This window comes from Yersinia sp. SCPM-O-B-9106 (C-191), assembly GCF_026183365.1.
Classification (GTDB): domain Bacteria; phylum Pseudomonadota; class Gammaproteobacteria; order Enterobacterales; family Enterobacteriaceae; genus Yersinia; species Yersinia rochesterensis.
Map to the genome: position 1 here is coordinate 3246501 of NZ_CP110791.1, position 21903 is coordinate 3268403.

Consider the following 21903-nt stretch of genomic DNA (forward strand, 5'->3'; position numbering starts at 1 on the left):
AATGTTCAATTCAAAAACATTACTTATTACCGGTGGGACAGGCTCATTTGGCAACGCTGTCCTCGATCGTTTTCTGGAAACGAGTATCTCTGAAATTCGAATCTTTAGTCGTGATGAGAAAAAACAAGATGATATGCGTAAGAAGTACAAAAATGATAAATTGAAGTTTTATATAGGTGACGTTAGAGATTACCAGAGCATTTCTAACGCAATGCGTGGTGTAGACTATATTTTCCATGCAGCGGCTTTAAAACAAGTCCCTTCTTGCGAGTTTTATCCTCTTGAAGCAGTTAAGACAAATGTCTTGGGGACTGAAAACGTTATTGAATCCGCAATAAATCATAACGTTAAACGTGTTGTTTGTTTAAGTACAGATAAAGCAGTTTATCCTATTAATGCAATGGGTATTTCTAAAGCCATGATGGAAAAAATTATGGTGGCAAAATCCCGTAATTTATCTTCCTCTAACACAGTTGTTTGTGGTACTCGATACGGAAATGTGATGGCATCACGTGGTTCTGTTATCCCGCTTTTTGTTAATCAGATTTTAAAAAATGAGTCTGTCAGTGTAACTGATCTTGAAATGACACGCTTTATGATGACTCTTGAAGATGCCGTTGATCTGGTTATCCATGCTTTTACCCATGGCTCAAATGGTGATATTTTTGTTCAAAAAGCACCGGCAGCAACAATTGAAATTTTAGCAAAAGCTATTACTGAACTTATGAGTAAACCTGAGCATCCGATAAATATAATCGGAACGCGCCACGGAGAGAAACTCTACGAAACATTGTTGACCCGAGAAGAGATGCTTCATGCAGAGGATCAAGGAAACTATTACCGTATTCCCGCAGATAACCGTGATTTAAATTATGGTAAATTCTTTGAGAATGGTGAGAAGAAAATAACTGAAATTGCTGATTATAACTCTCATAACACAACGAGACTAAATCTTGAAGATACAAAGAAATTACTACTAAAACTGAAGTTTATGCGGGAAATAGTTAGTGGTAATACTGTACAGCCGGAGTATTAATTATGCGTAAAGTACTAATCACTGGCTCTAATGGTTTTATAGGTAAAAACCTGAGTGTGGCGCTTAAAGAACGTGGTCTCATAGTGCTAACGTTTACACATGAAGATGATATATCTGAGCTTACCAATAAAGTCATAGCCGTAGATGTAATTTATCACTTAGCTGGCGTTAATAGGCCATTAACTGATGATGAGTTTGTTAGTGGAAATACTGATTTTACAGAAACTCTAGTCAAAATTATTGCTGAGAGAAATCCTAAAGCCTCACTGATTTATGCATCATCAATACAAGCTGAAAAAGATAATGCCTACGGAAAAAGCAAATTAAATGCTGAAATAATAATTCAGGAGGCAGTGGCAAAATCAAATATTAATGCATCTATCTACCGTTTACATGGGGTTTTTGGTAAATGGTGTCGACCAAATTATAATTCAGTAGTTGCTACTTTTTGTCATAATGTTATTAATGATATACCATTAACCATCGACAATCCTTCATTTAACCTAGAGATTGTTTATATCGATGATGTTATTGAGGCATTTGTTAGCCATCTGGATATTAAAAATAACAATGATATTTTTTATGATATTCCAGTTAAATATAAAATATCACTCCAAGATTTGGCGGATAAAATAATAGGGTTTAAATCTTCACGCAATGATTTAACTATAGATTCGGTGGGTGAAGGTATTAGCCGTGCCCTTTATGCTACTTATCTTAGTTATTTACCCCCTGAAAAATTTTCATATTCCGTTCCGGTATATGAAGACCCCCGAGGTAGTTTTGCTGAGTTGCTGAAAACACCAGCTTATGGCCAATTTTCATTTTTTACCGCTAAACCAGGCATAACTCGCGGTGGACATTACCATCATACTAAGAATGAAAAATTCATTGTTGTATCTGGCAAGGCACTATTTAGGTTTGAACATATTATAACCCATGAAGTTATTGAGTTTGAAAAAAACGCTGCCAATATTGAAATTGTTGAAACAATACCGGGTTGGGCACATAACATCAAAAATATAGGTTCTGATGAACTCATTGTAATGTTGTGGGCAAATGAAATTTTTGATCGTAATAAACCTGACACAGTAGCTTGGGATATGTCATATGAAAAATAAATTATGCGTGCTTAGTGTTGTTGGGACACGACCTGAAATTATCAGACTCTCAGCAGTCCTTAAGAAGCTTGATGTACATTGTGAGCATATCATTGTTCATACGGGTCAAAATTACGATTTTGAATTAAATGAAATTTTCTTTAATGATCTTGGTGTTAGAAAACCAGATTATTTTCTTAATGCAGCTGGTGATAATGCAGCAACCACGATTGGTAATATTATTATTAAAGTGGATGAACTACTTTCTAAAATAAATCCCGATGCTATGTTAGTGCTGGGTGATACCAACAGTTGCTTAGCTGCATTGCCTGCCAAAAGAAGAAAGATACCTGTTTTTCATATGGAAGCAGGCAATAGATGCTTTGACCAGAGAGTTCCAGAGGAAATTAATAGAAAGATCGTTGATCATATTTCAGATGTCAACTTAACCTATTCAGATATTGCTCGTGAGTATCTTATTTCTGAAGGCTTAAGTCCAGATCGTGTAATAAAAACTGGCAGTCCAATGTTTGAAGTTATTAATCAGCATATTGATAAAATTCATAAATCAGATGTACTTACCCGAATTAAACTCGAACCTGGTAAATTTTTTATTGTCAGTGCTCATCGCGAAGAGAATGTAGACAGCCCAAGCAACATTAAAAAATTAGCAGATATCTTAAATAAGATTGCAGAGAAATATAATTTTCCGGTTATCGTTTCAACACATCCTCGAACTCGGAAACGTATAGAAGAAAACAATCTTACTTTTCATCCCAATATTCAACTTCTAAAACCTTTAGGCTTTATTGATTATATTAAATTACAACTTGAAGCCAAAGTGGTACTTTCGGATAGTGGCACCATTACGGAAGAATCATCTATTCTTAACTTTCCAGCATTAAATATTCGTGAAGCACATGAAAGGCCAGAGGGAATGGAAGAAGCTTCGGTAATTATGACTGGTTTAAGTGTTGAAAGAGTTATGCAGTCATTGTCTATTTTGGAAAGCCAGCCAACTGGTGAACATCGTTTACTACGACCAGTGAGCGACTATTCTATGCCCAATGTTTCGGATAAAGTTGTGCGTATAATACACAGCTATGTTGATTATATTAATCGTGTCGTTTGGAAAAAATATTAATTTCTTATCGCGGAGGTTAAGTGTTCCTTTTTGACGAAAAATTTAAAATTGATTTATATAGTAAAGCTGCTACATCCCCGCGTCGACGTGATCATTTCAATATTCATAATGATTATCAGGACCCAGTACAAAGGATTGCTATTGCTTTACTGCATGGAACATACATTCCACCGCACAAACATACACAATCTCATCAATGGGAGTTTTTCCATGTTGTTGAGGGAGAAGTAAAACTAATACTCTTTTCAGAACAAGGGACAGTAACAGAAATCTATTTATTAGGTGATAAACATAAAGTTTTTGCCGTGCAGCTTCCACCCAATATATTTCATACCTTGGTTTGTATCTCAAGCAAAGCATTTATTTTTGAATGGAAGCAAGGCCCATTTGTTCTCGATACCGCTAAGGAGATGCCACACTGGTCTATGCCTGAAAACGACATAAATATATCTTCAAAAGTTCAACACCTTGAAAAGGTGATCATCGGTGATAACTTTACTGATAACATTTAAATTTTAGCGACTTTTGTCCTATCGGGTAACATTTTTATTACCTACCATAAAGTATTGTTATCTTAGTCGATATACGCAGTAGTAATAACCTCATGATTTTCTGAGGAGAATATATTTAGTTTTCTTTATTTTTAATAGATTGGATATTTTAAATATGAGTGATAATAGTAATAAAAATGATACTGCGCCGATAAAAAGTCAATATTATGACTTCTCTACATTATCTCCGCAAAAGGATGATATTAACTTCTTTGAATTGATTACAGTTATTTTAAATTCTAAATTTAAAATAATAATAGTTACTCTTTTATTTATAGCGGCCGGTTTTACTGTAGCTTATACGCTTCCTAACCAATGGACAAGTACTGCTATTGTAGTCAAACCAAGTGATGAATCAATTCAAGTTCTAGATAAAATAACCACTGATTTAGCGGCATTAGATATTGCAATAGATATTGATTCGGATTATTTATTATCCACGTTTAAGCAAAATTTTGACTCTCGAGATATGCGTGCTGAATATTTGGTCAGTACTAACTATTTTAAGCGGTTAATGGAGGAGGATCCACAAAATGAGGCACGGAGAAGATATCTAATTGAAAAAATAATCAATCAAGATATTAACTCTGTTGGTTCTCAACAAGATAAATCTGATGATAAATCTGAATACCGTTATTATAAATTATCTCACAGAGCAGATACGGCTAATGATGCCCACAATCTTTTACTGGGATATATAAATTATGTAAAGAAAATCGTTGATGCTGATATTACACGAAAAATAAACCGAACTATTGATACAGCTAAAAACCTTAGTACAGAAAAATATAATTTAGATTTATTAAGAGCTAAAAACAATCAAGAAGTTAGAATTGAACGATTAAAATATGCAATTGATATGGCTAATGCCGCTGGCATTAAAAAGCCTATATATGGTAGTGGCACTGTGATTAATGATGACCCAGACTTCCCGATTACTATTGGTTCAGACACATTGAACAAAAAGTTAGAAATTGAGAAATCCATTACCGACCCAGTTTTAATTGATCCCGACCTTTTGAATCGTAAGTTATATATAGAAAAGTTGAACGGATTAAAAATTGATGATATCGATATAGTTCCCTTTAAATATCTACAGCAACCGACAGAACCGACAATAAAAGATGCATCTAAACGTTTACTGGTTCTAATATTCTTTACACTGATTGGTTTCGTGGGTTCTGTAAGTTTCGTTTTGATAAAGCATTTTATGCGTGAGTGGAAGCAAAAAAATCAAGATACCCATATTGGTTGATATCAACAGTTAAACACGGCTCATTTATCCAATAGCTAAAGTAGCTTCACCGCCGAGCTATTGGATAAGATCATTACCACGATAGAAATCCATTACTTTGCACGCGTAATAAACTAACAATATAACCAGATGATTTATATAATAATCATCTGATATCAATCTCGATCTAACTTTGTACAGGAGACTTACAGTGTCTGAACTGTCTCAACTTTCGCCTCAGCCGTTGTGGGATATTTTCGCAAAAATCTGCTCGATTCCCCATCCGTCTTACCACGAAGAAGCACTGGCACAGCATATTATGACGTGGGCCAAGGAAAAAGGTCTACATGCGGAGCGTGATAAGGTCGGTAATATCCTGCTGCGTAAGCCAGCTACCAAGGGGATGGAGAACCGTAAGCCCGTTGCGCTACAAGCTCACTTAGATATGGTGCCACAAAAGAATAATGATACGGTACATGACTTTACCAAAGACCCTATCCAACCCTATATCGACGGTGAATGGGTTAAAGCCCGTGGCACCACATTAGGTGCGGATAATGGCATTGGTATGGCCTCCGCATTGGCGGTGCTGTCTGACGATAGCGTCGAACACGGCCCACTTGAAGTGCTGCTGACCATGACCGAAGAAGCCGGTATGGATGGCGCATTTGGTCTGCAACCTAACTGGTTGAAAGCCGATATTCTGATTAATACCGATTCCGAGCAGGAAGGTGAAATCTATATGGGTTGCGCCGGTGGTATTGATTTTATTACCACTTTAGCACTAAAGCGCGAAGCGGTTCCTGCCGGTTACCAGACGTTGAAGTTGACCATTAAAGGTTTGAAAGGCGGTCATTCAGGCGCTGATATCCATTTAGGGCTAGGTAATGCCAATAAACTGCTGGCCCGATTCCTGTTCGACCAGGCCAAAGATTTAGACCTGCGGATATTGGATTTGAATGGCGGCACGCTGCGTAATGCTATCCCACGTGAAGGTTCTGTGACCTTGGCGATTGCCGCAGATAAAGTCGATCAGCTGAAAAACCTGAGCCAGGAGTATCTGGCAACCTTGAAAAATGAGCTGGCCGCAGTTGAAAAAAATCTGACTGTATTGCTTGAGCCGCTATCTATTGATAATGCTAAGGCTCTGACAAAAGACACCCAGCAGCGCCTGATCGCCTTATTGAATGCCACGCCAAACGGTGTCATTCGTATGAGTGATGCAGTAAAAGGTGTGGTTGAAACCTCACTGAATGTGGGTGTGGTTACCATGAATGAGAATGAAGTAGAAATCATCTGCCTAATCCGTTCTCTGATCGACAGCGGCAAAGATTACGTGGTGGGAATGTTGACTGCGATTGGTCAGTTGGCTGGCGCAGAAACCTCGCCAAAAGGCGGCTACCCTGGCTGGCAACCTGACCCAACCTCACCGGTGATGGCATTGGTGCGGGAAACTTACCAAAAATTGTTTAACAAAACACCCAATATCATGGTTATCCATGCCGGTCTGGAATGTGGTTTATTTAAAAAACCTTACCCAGAGATGGATATGGTGTCGATTGGGCCAACTATGACAGGGCCACATTCACCGGATGAACAAGTTCATATCGAAAGTGTGGGTCAATATTGGCAATTACTGACTGCGCTGCTGAAAGCGATTCCTGAGCGCGCATAAGAAACCCGGTTTTGTTTTATATGATTAACGGCGGCGCTTAGGCCCGCCGTTTTTTATTCGTCAGAGTTATTCCCAACTCAACAGTAATTGCCGCTCGAGTTGCGGATCCAGCAAAGTGACATGTAACCCCACCAAACGCACCCCCCGCTCCGCCCGCCGCTCATTCCATGCTGCCCGCGCTACTTGCAATAAATCCGCTTTATTCAGCTCCGGCCAAACATGCTCTTGTGTAGTTTGCTGAAAATCATGAAATTTTAATTTTACCCCTTGTCGGGCGATATGCAGATCCGGCCTAACCTTGCGAAGACGGGTTTCCAGCTCAATATAAAGCTTTTCAATCAATAACTCACAGCTTTCCCAATCATGAATATCCTCAGCCAGTGTCCGCTCGACCCCAACTGATTTGCGCAAACGGTCGGGAGAAACTTCGCGCTCATCAATACCGTGGCTGCGCTCCCATAGCACATGACCAAACTTACCAAAGCGCTTTAATAATTCAGCCTGTGGATAGTTTTGTACATCACTACAGGTTATCAGCCCCAGCTCTTGCAGACGTTTCGCGGTCACTTTGCCCACACCCGGAATTTTACTCAGCGGCAAGTCAGACAAGAAAGGCAATATTTTATCTGGGGTTATCACATACTGACCATTGGGTTTATTTAAATCAGACGCGATCTTGGCTAAAAATTTGATGGGAGCAATGCCCGCAGATGCAGTTAGATTAAGCTCCATAGCAATAGACTGGCGGATTTCTTGTGCAATTAATGTGGCAGAACCACTGCATGCCAGACAATCAGAGACATCCAAATAGGCTTCATCCAATGAAAGTGGCTCAATCAAAGGGGTGTAGCGCGCAAAAATCTCACGGATATGTAGCGACGCTTCTTTATATGCCGCCATTCGACCGGGGATCACTTTCAGTTGTGGGCAGAGTTTCAGCGCCATAGCGGTCGGCATCGCGCTGCGAACCCCATAACGTCGAGCAGGATAATTGGCGGTGCTAATGACACCGCGCCTGTCCTGACTACCGCCAATCGCAATAGGAATATCACGCAAACTGGGGTCATCGCGCATTTCAACAGCCGCGAAGAAGCAATCCATATCGACATGAATAATTTTCCGCATGTTTATCCCCCGCCAAAACCACTGTATAAGAATACAGTTAAATCGGAGAAATTCAAGATTAACCGAGATCCTGACCACGCAAATTTCGTGATAGCGAAAAACTAGCCTGGAAGCAGAGCAACCGCTTCAATTTCCAAGGCCAAATCATGATGTAAAATGGGCACTGGCACCACGCAACGAGCCGGTTTGTGTGGCCCTAACCAATCAGCATAAAGCGCATTGAAATGTGGCCATAGGGCAATATCACACAGATAAACTCGCACCTGAACCAAGCTATTTACACTGCAATGGCAGTCCGCGAGTATCCCCTCAATATTGGCAAAAACCTGCATAACCTGAATATCAAAAGGTTGGTTTGATAATGCCACGCCCTGCGCCGTGACGGGCAGTTGGCCAGAAAGATAGACCATACCGCCCGCGCAGACAGCATGGCTATAATGGCCTGCTGGCGGCAGGCCCGATGTTGAATTTATTAAGATAGGCTCGGACATCATCAAGACTTATCAATAAAGTGGGCCAAACGCGCTAAATCGACATTGCCGCCCGAAATAATCACCCCGACTCGTTTACCACGTAAATCCAGCTCATCACCAAAAGCGACAGCCGCCCCTAAGCAGCCGGTGGGTTCAACCACAATCTTCATTCGGCTGGCGAAAAACTTCATTGTCGAGATCAATTGGTCATCGCTGGCAGTCAGAATATTATCAACCCGCTCCTGAATAACCGGGAAAGTATAGTGACCCAAAGCCTGAGTTTGCGCGCCGTCCGCAATAGTCACTGGCGTGTCAATTTTAACAATTTTTCCGCTGCGGAAACTCTGCTGCCCATCATTACCGGCGGCGGGTTCCACCCCAAATACCTGGCAATTGGGATAGAGCGCTTTGGCCACCGTGGCACAGCCGGACAACAACCCGCCGCCGCCCAATGGCACCAGCAGCACATCCAGCTCGCCCACTTCTTCAAATAATTCTTTTGCCGCCGTCCCCTGCCCGGCCATCACATCCGGATGGTCATAAGGTGGAATCAAGCTTAGCCCCTGCTCTTGTGCCAGTTTACGGCTAATGGCTTCACGGTCTTCAAGATAGCGGTCATATAGCACCACTTCGCCGCCATAACCTCGTGTCGCCGCGATTTTAGCTGCTGGCGCATCTTTAGGCATGACAATAACCGCGCGAATACCTAATTTACGCGCAGACAAAGCAATAGCCTGCGCATGATTCCCCGACGAGAAAGCAATAACCCCTTTTGCTTGCTGTTCCGGCGATAATTTCACTAACGCGTTATAAGCGCCACGGAATTTAAACGCCCCCATATGCTGGAAATTTTCGCATTTAAAAAACAACTGCGCACCGGTCTGCTCATTGGCGGTGGAGGAAGTCAATACTGGGGTTTTAAGTGCAAAACCTGCAATCCGCTGATGTGCTTGGATAATATCGTCATAACTGATGACTAATGGGGCCATCTTCAACTTCCTTCAGTAGGGAGATAGGTATAAACAGTAGAGCGGGCGACGCCCAGATTATTAGCAACCACGGTCTGGGCATTCTTTAAATCCATCAAACCCGCTTGCGCCAGTTGACGGACAATTTCACGTCGCTGTGCCGGGTTTAGCGCGCGTGGAGTGGTATTGTGCGCGGCAGCGAATTGCTCCAGTTGAGTGCGCAGCATCTCAAGGCGAGGTGATGCCAGAGACTCCTGAACCTCTGCCGGTGTCGTTTGGATCAGTTGAGATAAACTGGCGCTGACGGCGGAAAACAGCGAGATATCCATATTTAGACAAAGTGCCCCGATGAATTCTCCTTTGCTATTTTTCAAGCCAATTGATGTGCTTTTTGCCGGGCGACCATCAGGAAATTGATTCGGATAATTAACAATAACTTCAGGAAAGTTAGGGTCGGCAATACGGCTCAACCCCAGTTCAGTCGCTGGCTCACCGATTTCACGACCGGATAAATTGTTTGAAATCGCCGCAATGGCATGTTCAGGTTGAGTCAGGTCATGCAAAACAAACTCCACTAAGGGTGCAAATGTTTTGCCCAGTGCCTCAACGATTTTTTTGCTCTCCCGCAACAGGAGTTGATCTTCTGTAAGTTTCATAATTAAAATATTGTCATTTATTGACAATTTGTCAAGTCAATTCTAACAGCAATAAAAAAGCTGCCCGAGGCAGCTCTTTTTTCAGAGAATAGCGGTAGTCAGTCTTATTTCAGGATGGAGCTTTTCAGCGACTTATCTTGCTGATGGCGCTCTAAAGCCAACTCAATCAGTATGGTGATCAATTCTGTCGAGCCCACACCGGTGGCGCGCCATAATTTGGGGTACATACTGATATTAGTAAATCCAGGTAACGTATTTATTTCATTGATAATTACGCGGTTATCTGGGGTTAAAAAGACATCCACCCGCGCCATACCACAGCATTCGAGCGCTCGAAATGCTGCTAAAGCTACCGCGCGAATATTGTCACTGGCAGCACTGTCTATTGGCGCAGGAATGATGACTTGAGCACCGGTTTCATTTATGTATTTAGTGTCATAAGAATAAAACTCGTCGCTGATAACTACCTCGCCACACAAACTGGCTTGCGGGTTGTCATTGCCCATGACGGCACATTCAATCTCCCGCCCAATAATAGCCGACTCCACCAACACTTTATGGTCAAAATCAAAGGCTAACGCCACCGCCTGTTGATATTCGGCCGCATTGCGCACTTTACTCACACCCACCGAGGAGCCCTGATTCGCCGGTTTAATAAATAAAGGTAATCCGAGTTTTTCTGAAACCGTTTCAAAATCGTAGCTGTCTTTATTGCCACGTGTCAGTGTAATAAAAGGGGCGATATTCAACCCAGCATCACGCAGTAACCGCTTAGTGATGTCTTTATCCATACTAACCGCAGACCCCACGACACCTGAGCCGACAAAAGGAATATTGGCCATACGCAACAGGCCTTGCAAGGAACCGTCCTCACCTAACGTCCCGTGTACAATAGGGAAAATGACATCCAACTGAGCCAATGCAGCCGCGTTATCCGCAGCAATGAGTTGCTGGCTCTCTTGACCTGGGATCAGCGCTACATTTTTGTTTGAATGATTCAGGGAAATCAACGCCGGATTTTCTGCATTTAACAAGTAACTGGATGCATCATTAATATGCCATTTACCTTGTTTATCAATGCCCAACAGTGTCACTTCAAACTTTGCTTTATCAATCGCATCCACGATATTTTTGGCCGACTGCAATGACACTTCATGTTCAGCCGATTTACCGCCAAAAATCACACCAACTCGCAATCTCGACACACTACATTCCTCTTTAAGACCGAGTACTTAGGGGCACGACCACCCCATAAAATTACACGTATACCCTAATACAACCTTTAGCTGCCCAACTAATGTTTTTTAAGATTTATTAAGGATTTTCTCATTATGCTGTGGGATGAGCCTTGTCGCCTTAGATGTGAATTTAGCACCCAATCCCCCTCAAGAACATCACAAATAAAATCGCCATCGGGGATATTCACAATTATCCTAATCAATATGACAACCATTTTAGAAAAAAACAGAATTGAATTCTGTTATTGGTGTTTTTATTCTTTTTGTCATTTATTTTTAATGAGAAATCATTAAATTCGACAAAGCCGAAGAATATTGGCTATATGATTAACATCAACCTTGAAAAAGTTCATTATCAGTCAATGGATGGAAACTAAATATTATGCGAAATTATATAATGGCAACTTTATTACTCTCTGCAAGTTTTGTCACAAATGCTAATTCAGCTTCTTCAACGGCCCCTCAACAAACACCACAAATTATTGCTCACCGGGGTGGAACTGCCGATGCCCCTGAAAATACGATTCCAGCCATCAAGAAAGCATTGGCTAATGGTGCGGATGCAATCTGGATAACAATACAGTTATCAAAGGATAATATTCCGGTTTTGTATCGCCCATCTGAACTCCAGGAATTGACCGATAAGTCGGGTAAAGTTTCTAGCTATACCGCGCAGCAACTCGCCCAAGCCGATGCCAGCTTTAAGTATAATAAAGCTCATAATATTCAGCCAAAAACAGGTTCACACATCGGCATCCCTACGCTTGATAACGTATTGAAAACATTTCCTAAAACACAATTTTACCTCGACATTAAATCCCCAGATGCAGACCCAGTAACACTCGCCAAAGCGCTGAAAAAAACACTGGATGCAACCAGTAAAAATGAAGAAAACCGGCTGAACCGAACTCGCGTCTATTCAACTGATGATAATTATTTGACAGCGTTGGATAAAGTGAATGAAAGCAGCGATGCTGCACATAAAATCCAACGATTTGAAAGCCGTGATTTTACACGAACACAATTAGCCAATATTACTATGGATCATAAGTGTGAATTACCGGCGGACAATAAAGAGCGCTGGTATGGTCTGGAGTTACACCGAAAAGTTGAGGTTGTAGAGAAATATACTCTCGGTGAAGGCCGCTCTAACGCAATATTAAGTTGGGATAAAGAAGCCGTTGACTGTTTCCGTAAAAATACCAACGCACATATTATTTTCTTCGGAATTAATACCCCAGAAGATTATCATAAAGCAAAAGAATTAGGTGCCAATGGCGTGATGGTTGATTCTCCGGCCAAATTTAAGAAGATAATCCACGACAATAAATAATGACACCCGCCATACTTCAAGCTGTATGTATGTTGGTTTACTGCAACTCAAATAATTTAAGATATATAAAACAAAAACCCCCGTTCAACTCCATATTGAACGGGGGTTTTCATATACAGAAAGACAAATTATATGTCCGTTAGAGAATGCGATATTGCTCCAATGCTTTCTGGCGCGCAGCCTCTTTAGCTAACCGTTTTTTGCGTGAATCACAAGGCTCGGGGCAATCACACACTTTTTCCATTCCCAAAGCCCCAATACCTCCGCAACTGCCCTGCAAGGTTTTACGTTTTACGATATAACCCAGTGACAATCCCGCGATGGCTAAGAGAAAAAAAACAAAAGACGCGATAAAAACAGTCAACATAATCTTCTCCTATCAAAGCCGCTTTTGTAGATACGGTTTGAATGACTCAGAAGAGTGTTCCTCAAAGCCTTCATCAGTTTTGACTATCATAAACACCGGAATACCCAGCAAATTAGCCAATGCCATCCCGCGTTCTGGCCCAAGGACACCTAACCCCGTCGAGAGCCCGTCGGCCGTCATACAACTCGGATCTAAAACCGTAATTGAGACTAAACGATGGTTAATTGGCCGACCAGTTTTGGGATCAATGGTATGTGAGTAACGCACACCATTTTGCTCAAAATAATTACGATAATCACCAGAGGTGGCTACCGCCATGCGACCAGGTTCGATAACCTCTTGAGTACTTTGTGAGGAGCCGGCAACAGGTTTTTCAATTGCGATGCGCCAAGGTTTATTTTCCCCATTATTACCCCGGGTCCGGACTTCCCCGCCAATATCGACCATATAGTTATCGATATTCTTCGCTTCCAAATATTCAGCAACCACATCTACGCCATATCCTTTAGCTATAGCAGAAAGATCGACATATAGCTCGGGAATGCGTTTTACCAAGGCACCATTTTCTACTGCCAAATTATCAATGCCAACCCATTCCTGGCGTTTAGCAATTTCAGCATCTGTCGGCACCACATTTGGCCGCCCTTCAGGGCCAAAGCCCCATAGATTAACCAATGGCCCTACCGTCACATCCAGCGCCCCATCAGTCAAACGATTAATACGGATAGCCTCCCGTACCACTTTGGCTGTCGCGGCTGAAACAGGAAATGCCGTATTCACTTTCTGACTTTTGTTGAAACGGCTCAATTCAGAGTTTGGCCGGTACGTCGACATTTGATCATTAACCTGTTCCAGCTTGCGGTCTATTTCCTGCTGTAGCTGCTCCGGGCTGAGCGTTTTTGAGTCACTCATATACTTAATTGAATATGAGGTGCCCATGGTTTTACCTTCGAGATTGATTTGCTCAGGGCCACAACCCGTTAGCAGCAAAACGCCCACCGCAGCCATCAACCAATGCATTATATGTCTTCGCGCTATATGTCTTCGCACAATATCCCCAATTGCAGTCAAAACCCGAGTGGCGGCAAATCAGCCACCGAAGTCGTCGAGCATAATGTTTTCATCTTCCACACCAAGGTCTTTTAACATCTTGATGACTGCCGCATTCATCATTGGTGGGCCACACATATAGAATTCACAATCTTCAGGTGCCGGATGATTTTTAAGATAATTTTCTAATAACACGTTATGAATGAAGCCGGTATAGCCCGTCCAATTGTCTTCTGGTTGCGGGTCAGACAAAGCAACATGCCAACGGAAATTATCATTTTCAGCCTGTAACTGATCAAAATCTTCTTCATAGAACATCTCGCGCCGTGAGCGCGCGCCATACCAGAAGCTAATCTTGCGCTTAGAATGCAGCCGTTTAAGCTGATCAAAGATATGCGAACGCATAGGCGCCATACCCGCACCACCGCCAATAAAGACCATTTCGGCATCAGTATCTTTGGCAAAAAACTCACCAAATGGCCCAGAAATAACGACTTTATCACCCGGTTTCAGTGACCAGATGTAGGAAGACATGATCCCCGGAGGAGCATCCGGAACTGACGGTGGCGGCGTGGCGATACGCACGTTCAGCATGATAATACCGCGTTCTTCTGGGTAGTTTGCCATGGAATAAGCCCGCACGGTCGGCTCGGTAACTACTGACTCAAACCGGAACAAATTGAATTTATCCCAGTCGCCGCGATATTCCGCTGGTACATCAAAATCAGCGTATTTTACTGTATGAGGCTCGGCCTCAATTTGAATAAAGCCCCCAGCACGGAATGGTACAACCTCACCATCAGGAATTTTAAGTTTCAACTCTTTGATAAATGTCGCTTTATTATCATTAGAGATAACTTCACATTCCCACTTTTTCACCCCAAAGATTTCTTCCGGCAATTCAATTTTCAGGTTTTGCTTCACACTAACCTGACATGCTAACCGGCAACCTTCTTTTGCTTCCCGCTTGGAGATATGAGAAAGCTCGGTCGGCAAAATATCCCCGCCGCCTTCTTTGATGGTTACCCGACACTGTCCACAGGAACCGCCACCGCCACACGCAGAGGAAACGAAAATGCCATGGCTGGAAAGCATGTTGAGCAGCTTATCCCCTGCCGGAGCAGTAAAACTTTTATCCGCATCTTCATTAATATCAACTGTGATATCACCGGTATTCACCAACTTTGACTTGGCAAATAAAATCATCACCGTCAATGCTAGTACAATGAGGGTGAACATGACTACGCCCAGAATTATTTCCATGAATTATTCCTACCTTTATAGGTTTACGCCAGAGAAAGACATAAACCCTAAGGCCATCAATCCGGTGGTGATAAAGGTGATCCCTAAGCCCTGTAAACCTGCGGGCACATTGGCATATTTCATCTTTTCGCGAATACCCGCTAATGCGACAATCGCCAGCATCCAACCGATACCAGAACCAAAGCCATACACAATGGATTCAGGGAAGTTGTAATCACGCTGGGCCATAAATGACACACCGCCGAAAATGGCGCAGTTCACCGTAATCAGTGGCAGGAAAATACCCAGAGCGTTGTACAGTGCGGGGAAATAGCGATCAAGAATCATCTCCAAAACCTGTACAATGGCAGCAATTACGCCAATAAAAGTGATGAAATTCAGGAAGCTGAGATCAACACCTTCAACCAATGCGCCATCTCGCAGAACCAGGTTATAAACCAGATTGTTAGCAGGTACGGAGATGCCCAACACCACTGTTACCGCAATGCCCAGGCCAAAAGCAGTCGAGACTTTCTTGGAAACCGCGAGGAAAGTACACATCCCCAAGAAGAACGCTAACGCCATATTCTCGACAAACACTGCGCGGACGAACAGACTGATGTAATGTTCCATCGTCAATTACTCCTTCTCAATCTGCGCAGGTTTCAGGGTTCGTAAGCCCCAAATCAGCAAACCAATGATAAAGAATGCGCTAGGTGCCAGCAGGAACAATCCATTAGGCTGATACCAACCACCATTCTGGACAGTTTCTAACACTGTTACGCCAAATAATTTACCCGAGCCAATCAACTCGCGGACAAAGCCTACCAGCACTAGCACTACGCCATAGCCCAAGCCATTGCCGATGCCATCCATAAAGCTTTCGATTGGCGGGGATTTCATTGCATAAGCTTCGGCACGCCCCATCACAATACAGTTAGTGATAATCAGGCCAACAAATACTGAGAGCTGTTTAGATATCTCATAGGCATAGGCCCGTAGGATCTGATCCACCACAATCACTAGCGAAGCAATAATCACCATTTGAACAATGATGCGCACACTGTTTGGAATATGGTTGCGAATCAGTGAGATGAAGAAGCTGGAGAACGCCGTAACCAAGGTGACCGCCAGTGTCATCACTAAAGCGGTTTCCAGTTTGGTGGTGACGGCCAGTGCTGAACACACGCCCAGAATTTGCAGCGCAATTGGGTTGTTATCAAATAACGGCCCCAATAAAACCCGTTTAATTTCTTTGCTATCAGCCATTTTTTAACGCCCCTTCGCGTACTTTTTTCAGGAACGGGCCAAAGCCGTTTTCACCGAGCCAAAAATCAAAGCTGTTTTGTACACCATTGGAGGTCAGCGTTGCGCCGGACAAACCATCTATGGCATGAGGATCGTTAGCTGGCGCTCGCCCTTTAACAATACGAATAGCCGGTTGTCCTTGATCATCAAATAACCGCTTACCAATCCATTGGTTACGCCAGATAGGGTTCTCAATTTCGCCCCCTAGGCCCGGTGTTTCGCCCTGATCGTAATAGGTAATACCGCGGACTGTTTTACCGTCAGTATCAATGGCAACAAAGGCATACATCATTGACCACAAACCAGAGCCGTAAATCGGTAACACGATTTTGTTTATCTGCCCGCTGTCATTGCGTACCAGATAAATTTCAACCACATTAGCCCGGCGGCGAATGCCCGCAACATCCTGTGCAGGTGTCAGCGCAATGCTCATTTGGTTATCACGTAGTGCCTGCGCGCGATCAAATGTCGCAGGATCTTGTTGAATAAACTCACCACTTTGCAAATCGAGCAGGCGCGGTTCAATCCGCTGTGCAAACTCACTCTGCACTTTTTCTGCTGGCATTCTCGGTTGCAGTAAACCGGCCACCGCCAGAATATTACGTTGCTTATCCAACAAGCGCTGTTCTTGTTGCTTGGCTTTCAAACCTACCGCCGCGCCAGCCACGATGACTGAACACACCAAACACAGCACAATCACCACCAGCAGTGTTTTGCCAATGCTGTCATTGTTTCTTGGTTTATCATTCGCCACGGGCTTTCCTCCGCTTGATATTGGCCTGAACAACCACATAATCGAACAGTGGTGCAAACAGGTTAGCGAACAGAATCGCCAACATCATTCCCTCCGGATACGCCGGATTAGCCACGCGGATCAAAACACACATCGCGCCAATCAAGCCGCCATACCACCACTTGCCTTTATTGGTAAAGGAAGCGGACACCGGATCGGTCGCCATAAAAATCATGCCGAAAGCAAAACCGCCGAGCACCAAATGCCAATACCACGGCATAGCGAATAATGGGTTGGTGGTTGAGCCGACCCAGTTAAACAGGTAGGCCGTCGCCACCATGCCAATCATCACCCCGGCCACAATTCGCCAAGACGCCACGCGCCCGAAGAGGATAATGGCACCGCCAATCAAGATCATTAACGTGGAAACTTCACCAATAGAACCAGGGATATTGCCGAGGAAAGCATCCATCCAAGTGATAGGTTGGCCGCTAATCGTATTGACCAAACTGTGGCTACCATTAACACTCCATTGCGATAAAGGCGTCGCACCAGAAAAACCATCGGCGGCAGTCCAGACCAAGTCACCGGATATTTGTGCTGGATAAGCAAAGAACAAGAAAGCGCGCCCCGCCAGCGCCGGGTTGAGGAAGTTGCGCCCTGTCCCGCCGAAGATCTCTTTACCAATTACAACCCCAAATGAGATCCCCAGCGCCGCCTGCCATAGTGGCAATGTCGGCGGAACTATCAGGGAAAACAGAATCGAGGTCACAAAGAAACCTTCGTTGATTTCATGCTTGCGAATGATAGAGAACACCACTTCCCAGAAGCCGCCCACTACAAACACGACGGCATAAATAGGCAGGAAGTAGACCGCCCCCAGCACCATTTTACTTACCCAACCAGCATCTGATGCCAATGAAGCGCCCAGCATTTGTGCCAGCCGGTAATGCCAATCGCTGGCAATAATCTGTTGCAGCTCCGCGCCATGGTAGAGTTGGTTCAAGGCCGGAATCGCCTGCCCACCGACGTTATACATCCCCCAGAACATTGCCGGGAATACCGCCAGCCATACCAAAATCATCATTCGTTTCAGATCAATAGCATCGCGAACGTGAGAGGCACCCGGTGTCACTTTACCTTGCGTATAAAAAATAGTGGCAGCAGCTTCATACAGCGGGTAATACTTCTCGAGCTTCCCACCGGCTTCAAAATGGTGCTCTATTTTTTCAAGAAAACTTTTCAGGCCCATCGGTTATCCTTCCTGCTCAATCTTGGTCAGTATGTCGCGCAATACCGGCCCATATTCATATTTACCGGGGCAGACAAATGTACACAGAGCCAAATCTTCTTCATCCAATTCCAGACACCCCAGAGCTGCCGCGCTGTCGGTATCACCAGATAACAGGTCACGTAGTAAATGAGTGGCCAGAATATCCAGTGGCATAACGCGCTCATAGTTACCAATCGGCACCATAGCGCGCTCCCCACCGTGCATATCCGTGGAGAAAGCAAACAATTTGCGCTTGAAGAAATGGCCCAATGTGGTGCGAGTAATGGAATATTTATCACGCCCAGGCATCACCCAGCCGAATAGTTCTTTCTCTCGCCCTTCGCGGATGACGGACACTTGCTGATGGAAACGCCCCAGATAACCATGAGTGGCAGAGAAAGCGGTGCCGCTGAGCACCGAACCGGAGATAATGCGGTTATCCCCCTCTTTCAGCCGACTGGCGGTCAATTCAGATAAACTGGCCCCGAGACGAGTGCGCAGCAAAACTGGCTGATTTACTTGTGGGCCTGCGACAGCGACGATACGGTCAGTCCACAGCTCACCACGGGTAAATAGTTTGCCAATGGCAATGACATCCTGATAACCCACATGCCAGACAATCTTGTTCAGACTGACCGGCTCAAGGAAGTGGATGTGAGTCCCGACCAGACCGGCGGGATGCGGGCCGGAGAACTCATTGTAAGTCACCTGCGCATTGGGATGACTGGCCACTATTTGCCCTAGCGCATGACAAACATGCACTTTGCCCTCTGTCAGACGGGCTAATACTGTTAAGCCTTGATTGAAAGCATCAGACTCAGTGGCAATAATCACTTGCGGATCAGCAGCCAGCGGTTGGGTATCCATGGCGCTAACAAAAATAGCCCGTGGACGGCTATCAAGGGCCGGAGTTTTGCTGAAAGGCCGGGTCCGCAATGCTGTCCATAAGCCGGATACCTGCAAAAGCCGCTGCACTTGTTCTGCACTCAGTTGGCTGAGAGATAATTCATCATAATGCTCGAACGGGATTTGCTCATCGCCGTCAATGTCAATCACAACAGATTGTAAAACCCGGCGCTCACCGCGGTTGATGGCGCTCACTTTGCCACTAGCAGGGGCGGTGAATATCACGCCTGGATTTTTTTTATCTTCAAATAGCGCCTGGCCTTTCTTAACCCAATCACCTTCCTCGACCAACATTGAGGGGCGCATTCCCACGTATTCTTCACCGAGCAAGGCCACATGATGAATTGTTGGCCCCTCTTCTATGATCTGTGCGGGTGCTCCAGCGATGGGAAGATCTAGTCCTTTCTTTATTTTAATCATAGAGTTGAACTACTTTATTAGTTATATCAAATGCTGCACTTAGCCCAGAATGTACAGCCACACAAAGGGAAGATTCTTTCATAGTTCAGTTAAATGGCACTTTAATACTGAGTCAATTAGACAAACATGAATATCGACTGAAAGAGCCTCAGAAATTAATGCTGACACCCATACAAGGTGTTAATGAATAGAAAATAACCATTAATTGAGCAGGTCATCAGCAGTGGGCAATTTTAGCATTTCCCTTTGGCACTGTCTGACAAATGCAGTGACCTGAGTCAAGCAAATACAAATAATTTACTGCAAATTTGTATATGTATTCGGTAAAATCGTATTGTCAATTCACCTTTACCGACTTTGTATTTATTTTATACAAAACATATATTGCTAAAAAATTTCTGACTGATAATCTGCGCCTATAAATCAAAGAATGCAGTGGCATAATTTACATAATATAAGTAGGAATAATAAATGGGCAAAATCGCGCCGTTATTTACGACGAGAATGTTTGCGATGAGACTCTTTGCAACCATAACGTTTGCAGCGATAATTTGTTTGCCTGCGGTATCTTTCACCAGCTCAGCCAGCGAGCCGGTGGCGGTATCCAAAGAGCTAAAACAGCAATTACTCGGATCCTCAGTCTATATTCAAATCTTCAAAGAAGAACGTACCCTGGAATTATATGCCCGGTTACAAGGCGAATATCGTTTGGTACAAAGCTACCGGATCTGTGAATTCTCAGGTGGACTTGGCCCAAAGCGCCGTGAAGGGGATTTTAAAAGCCCGGAAGGTTTTTACACTATTGATATGCGTCATTTGAAACCTGACAGTAAGTTTTATCGGGCAATCAATATTGGCTTCCCAAATGATTATGATAAGTCGCAAGGTTATTCAGGCAAATATCTGATGATTCATGGCGCTTGCAAATCAATCGGCTGTTATGCAATGACCGACGCCTATATGGACGAGATATTTAACTACGTGCAAACGGCATTTATCTTTGGTCAGGAAAAAGTAGATATCAATATCTACCCTTTCCGCATGACTGAGCAAAATATGCAACGTCACCGTAACTCTTCGGATTATAACTTCTGGCGTCAATTGCAGCCGGGTTACGAATATTTTGCCAAAAACCGCATGCCGCCGTCAGTTTCTGTGGTCAACGGGCAGTATGTGCTTAGCCGCCCGCCAACCTCCAGTGCGCCAGAGTCGCAATACGCCCTGATAAAATCAGATGCTCTGACCAAAACCAATGCGCTCACCAAAACAGAATAATGCAAACTCACCTGGTGCAATTTTGTGCCAGGTTTCATTACCGGTTAAGGGCTGCGTAGCAATCACCGTGACCACATCGTTGGGTGTGGTCTGGCGCTGAAAATCGATTTCAACATCTTGATCCAGTAAAGTCGCTTTACCGAAAGGGGCGCGGCGCGTTATCCAATATAAATTGGTCGAACAGAACGCCATGACAAAACGCCCATCCGAAAGCAACATATTAAACACCCCTTTAGCACGCAATTGCTCACACAAGGTGCCAATATAGCGAAATACCGCGGGCCAGTTACTCGGCGTGCGGGGGTAGCGTTTTGCCAGTTGATTCAGTAGCCAGCAGAAAGCATGTTCGCTGTCTGTTTGGCCAATAGGCCGGAAAGTTCCGGTATCCCATTGGCGATAGCCTCTAAGTTGGCCATTATGAGCATAAGTCCAGTTTCGCCCCCACATTTCGCGGGTAAAAGGATGAGTATTTTCTAATGCCACTTCACCCCGATTTGCCTGACGGATATGGGAAACCACCGCACAGGATTTGATGGGATAATCTTGCACCAACCGAGCAATGGGCGAATTAAAGCTGGGTTGGGGATCTTTAAACGTCCGGCAGCCATTACCTTCATAGAAAGTAATTCCCCAGCCATCTTTATGTGGGCCTGTTCCCCCGCCCCGCTGCACTAAACCGGTAAAGCTAAAGCAAATATCCGTCGGAACATTTGCGCTCATTCCGAGCAATTCGCACATATATTCCTCCGCGCACCGAATAGGGCTTCAAGCGCCGTATTGTTCACTCAGCCACAAG

At 44.0% G+C, this 21903-nt stretch carries 22 protein-coding genes; 8 read left to right on the top strand and 14 right to left on the bottom strand.

The genetic code is table 11. From position 1 onward, the window contains the following. Window position 1 precedes the first annotated feature (1 nt). The 6 genes from OP863_RS14775 to pepD all read left to right on the top strand — a co-directional run bounded on the left by OP863_RS14775 (window position 2) and on the right by pepD (window position 6740). Complete coding sequence (locus OP863_RS14775) at window positions 2–1036, top strand: polysaccharide biosynthesis protein (RefSeq protein ID WP_038631383.1); 1035 nt, start codon at window positions 2–4, stop codon at window positions 1034–1036. Between the two features lie 2 nt (window positions 1037–1038). Further along, window positions 1039–2157, top strand: a complete 1119-nt coding sequence (gene wbjC, locus OP863_RS14780) for a UDP-2-acetamido-2,6-beta-L-arabino-hexul-4-ose reductase (RefSeq protein ID WP_265525467.1) — start codon at window positions 1039–1041, stop codon at window positions 2155–2157. Beyond that, on the top strand, window positions 2147–3280 hold the full coding sequence (gene wecB / locus OP863_RS14785) for a non-hydrolyzing UDP-N-acetylglucosamine 2-epimerase (RefSeq protein ID WP_038631380.1): 1134 nt from the start codon (window positions 2147–2149) through the stop codon (window positions 3278–3280). Before wbjC ends, wecB begins: the two co-directional genes overlap by 11 nt. 20 nt (window positions 3281–3300) lie before the next feature. After that, window positions 3301–3792: a WbuC family cupin fold metalloprotein gene (locus OP863_RS14790; RefSeq protein WP_050291399.1), complete on the top strand. Its 492-nt coding sequence runs from the start codon at window positions 3301–3303 to the stop codon at window positions 3790–3792. 154 nt (window positions 3793–3946) lie between these two features. After that, entirely contained in the window at window positions 3947–5086 is a 1140-nt protein-coding gene (gene wzz(fepE) / locus OP863_RS14795) for an LPS O-antigen length regulator Wzz(fepE) (protein WP_265525468.1), read from the top strand. A gap of 190 nt (window positions 5087–5276) precedes the next feature. Next, on the top strand, window positions 5277–6740 hold the full coding sequence (gene pepD, locus OP863_RS14800) for a beta-Ala-His dipeptidase (RefSeq protein ID WP_265525469.1): 1464 nt from the start codon (window positions 5277–5279) through the stop codon (window positions 6738–6740). 66 nt (window positions 6741–6806) lie between these two features. On the opposite strand, the gene dinB is transcribed toward pepD, so the two are convergent. The 5 genes from dinB to ddlA all read right to left on the bottom strand — a co-directional run bounded on the left by dinB (window position 6807) and on the right by ddlA (window position 11167). Beyond that, window positions 6807–7865, bottom strand: a complete 1059-nt coding sequence (gene dinB / locus OP863_RS14805) for a DNA polymerase IV (RefSeq protein WP_038631374.1) — start codon at window positions 7863–7865, stop codon at window positions 6807–6809. 101 nt (window positions 7866–7966) lie between these two features. Further along, window positions 7967–8359, bottom strand: a complete 393-nt coding sequence (locus tag OP863_RS14810) for a RidA family protein (RefSeq protein ID WP_265525470.1) — start codon at window positions 8357–8359, stop codon at window positions 7967–7969. Beyond that, window positions 8359–9327 (bottom strand): threo-3-hydroxy-L-aspartate ammonia-lyase, encoded by a 969-nt coding sequence (locus tag OP863_RS14815; protein ID WP_265525471.1) that lies wholly within the window; start codon window positions 9325–9327, stop codon window positions 8359–8361. Before OP863_RS14815 ends, OP863_RS14810 begins: the two co-directional genes overlap by 1 nt. Before the next feature lie 2 nt (window positions 9328–9329). Continuing rightward, window positions 9330–9962, bottom strand: a complete 633-nt coding sequence (locus tag OP863_RS14820) for a helix-turn-helix transcriptional regulator (RefSeq protein WP_038631368.1) — start codon at window positions 9960–9962, stop codon at window positions 9330–9332. 104 nt (window positions 9963–10066) lie between these two features. Further along, window positions 10067–11167 (bottom strand): D-alanine--D-alanine ligase, encoded by a 1101-nt coding sequence (gene ddlA, locus OP863_RS14825; RefSeq protein WP_145588431.1) that lies wholly within the window; start codon window positions 11165–11167, stop codon window positions 10067–10069. 415 nt (window positions 11168–11582) lie between these two features. Here ddlA and OP863_RS14830 point away from each other — a divergent pair, with 415 nt between their 5' ends. Continuing rightward, on the top strand, window positions 11583–12533 hold the full coding sequence (locus OP863_RS14830; protein WP_265525472.1) for a glycerophosphodiester phosphodiesterase family protein: 951 nt from the start codon (window positions 11583–11585) through the stop codon (window positions 12531–12533). Window positions 12534–12672: 139 nt separating this feature from the next. On the opposite strand, the gene nqrM is transcribed toward OP863_RS14830, so the two are convergent. From nqrM to OP863_RS14870, 8 genes are all read right to left on the bottom strand, one after another. Continuing rightward, the gene (gene nqrM, locus OP863_RS14835) at window positions 12673–12900 is read right to left on the bottom strand and encodes a (Na+)-NQR maturation NqrM (protein WP_038631362.1); all 228 of its coding nucleotides are present in this window, start codon (window positions 12898–12900) and stop codon (window positions 12673–12675) included. A gap of 12 nt (window positions 12901–12912) precedes the next feature. Beyond that, window positions 12913–13920, bottom strand: coding sequence for an FAD:protein FMN transferase (locus OP863_RS14840; RefSeq protein ID WP_038631360.1), 1008 nt, complete (start codon window positions 13918–13920; stop codon window positions 12913–12915). A gap of 69 nt (window positions 13921–13989) precedes the next feature. Further along, window positions 13990–15213 (bottom strand): NADH:ubiquinone reductase (Na(+)-transporting) subunit F, encoded by a 1224-nt coding sequence (gene nqrF / locus OP863_RS14845; RefSeq protein WP_038631358.1) that lies wholly within the window; start codon window positions 15211–15213, stop codon window positions 13990–13992. 15 nt (window positions 15214–15228) lie between these two features. After that, the gene (gene nqrE, locus OP863_RS14850; RefSeq protein ID WP_004392325.1) at window positions 15229–15825 is read right to left on the bottom strand and encodes an NADH:ubiquinone reductase (Na(+)-transporting) subunit E; all 597 of its coding nucleotides are present in this window, start codon (window positions 15823–15825) and stop codon (window positions 15229–15231) included. Between the two features lie 6 nt (window positions 15826–15831). Next, window positions 15832–16461: an NADH:ubiquinone reductase (Na(+)-transporting) subunit D gene (locus OP863_RS14855; protein WP_005160493.1), complete on the bottom strand. Its 630-nt coding sequence runs from the start codon at window positions 16459–16461 to the stop codon at window positions 15832–15834. Beyond that, entirely contained in the window at window positions 16454–17254 is an 801-nt protein-coding gene (locus OP863_RS14860) for a Na(+)-translocating NADH-quinone reductase subunit C (RefSeq protein ID WP_145588084.1), read from the bottom strand. Before OP863_RS14860 ends, OP863_RS14855 begins: the two co-directional genes overlap by 8 nt. After that, window positions 17244–18485 (bottom strand): NADH:ubiquinone reductase (Na(+)-transporting) subunit B, encoded by a 1242-nt coding sequence (locus tag OP863_RS14865; RefSeq protein ID WP_145588086.1) that lies wholly within the window; start codon window positions 18483–18485, stop codon window positions 17244–17246. The genes OP863_RS14860 and OP863_RS14865 overlap by 11 nt, the downstream gene beginning before the upstream one ends. A gap of 3 nt (window positions 18486–18488) precedes the next feature. Continuing rightward, window positions 18489–19832 carry a Na(+)-translocating NADH-quinone reductase subunit A gene (locus tag OP863_RS14870; protein ID WP_265525473.1) on the bottom strand — a complete coding sequence of 448 codons (1344 nt, stop codon included), beginning with the start codon at window positions 19830–19832 and terminating at the stop codon, window positions 18489–18491. Window positions 19833–20303: 471 nt separating this feature from the next. Between OP863_RS14870 and dpaA the strand changes: the two genes are divergently transcribed. Continuing rightward, entirely contained in the window at window positions 20304–21107 is an 804-nt protein-coding gene (gene dpaA, locus OP863_RS14875; protein ID WP_050291402.1) for a peptidoglycan meso-diaminopimelic acid protein amidase, read from the top strand. Here the strand turns inward: dpaA and OP863_RS14880 are convergent. Then, complete coding sequence (locus tag OP863_RS14880) at window positions 21063–21845, bottom strand: class II glutamine amidotransferase (RefSeq protein ID WP_145591865.1); 783 nt, start codon at window positions 21843–21845, stop codon at window positions 21063–21065. The genes dpaA and OP863_RS14880 overlap by 45 nt on opposite strands. Window positions 21846–21903 lie beyond the last annotated feature (58 nt).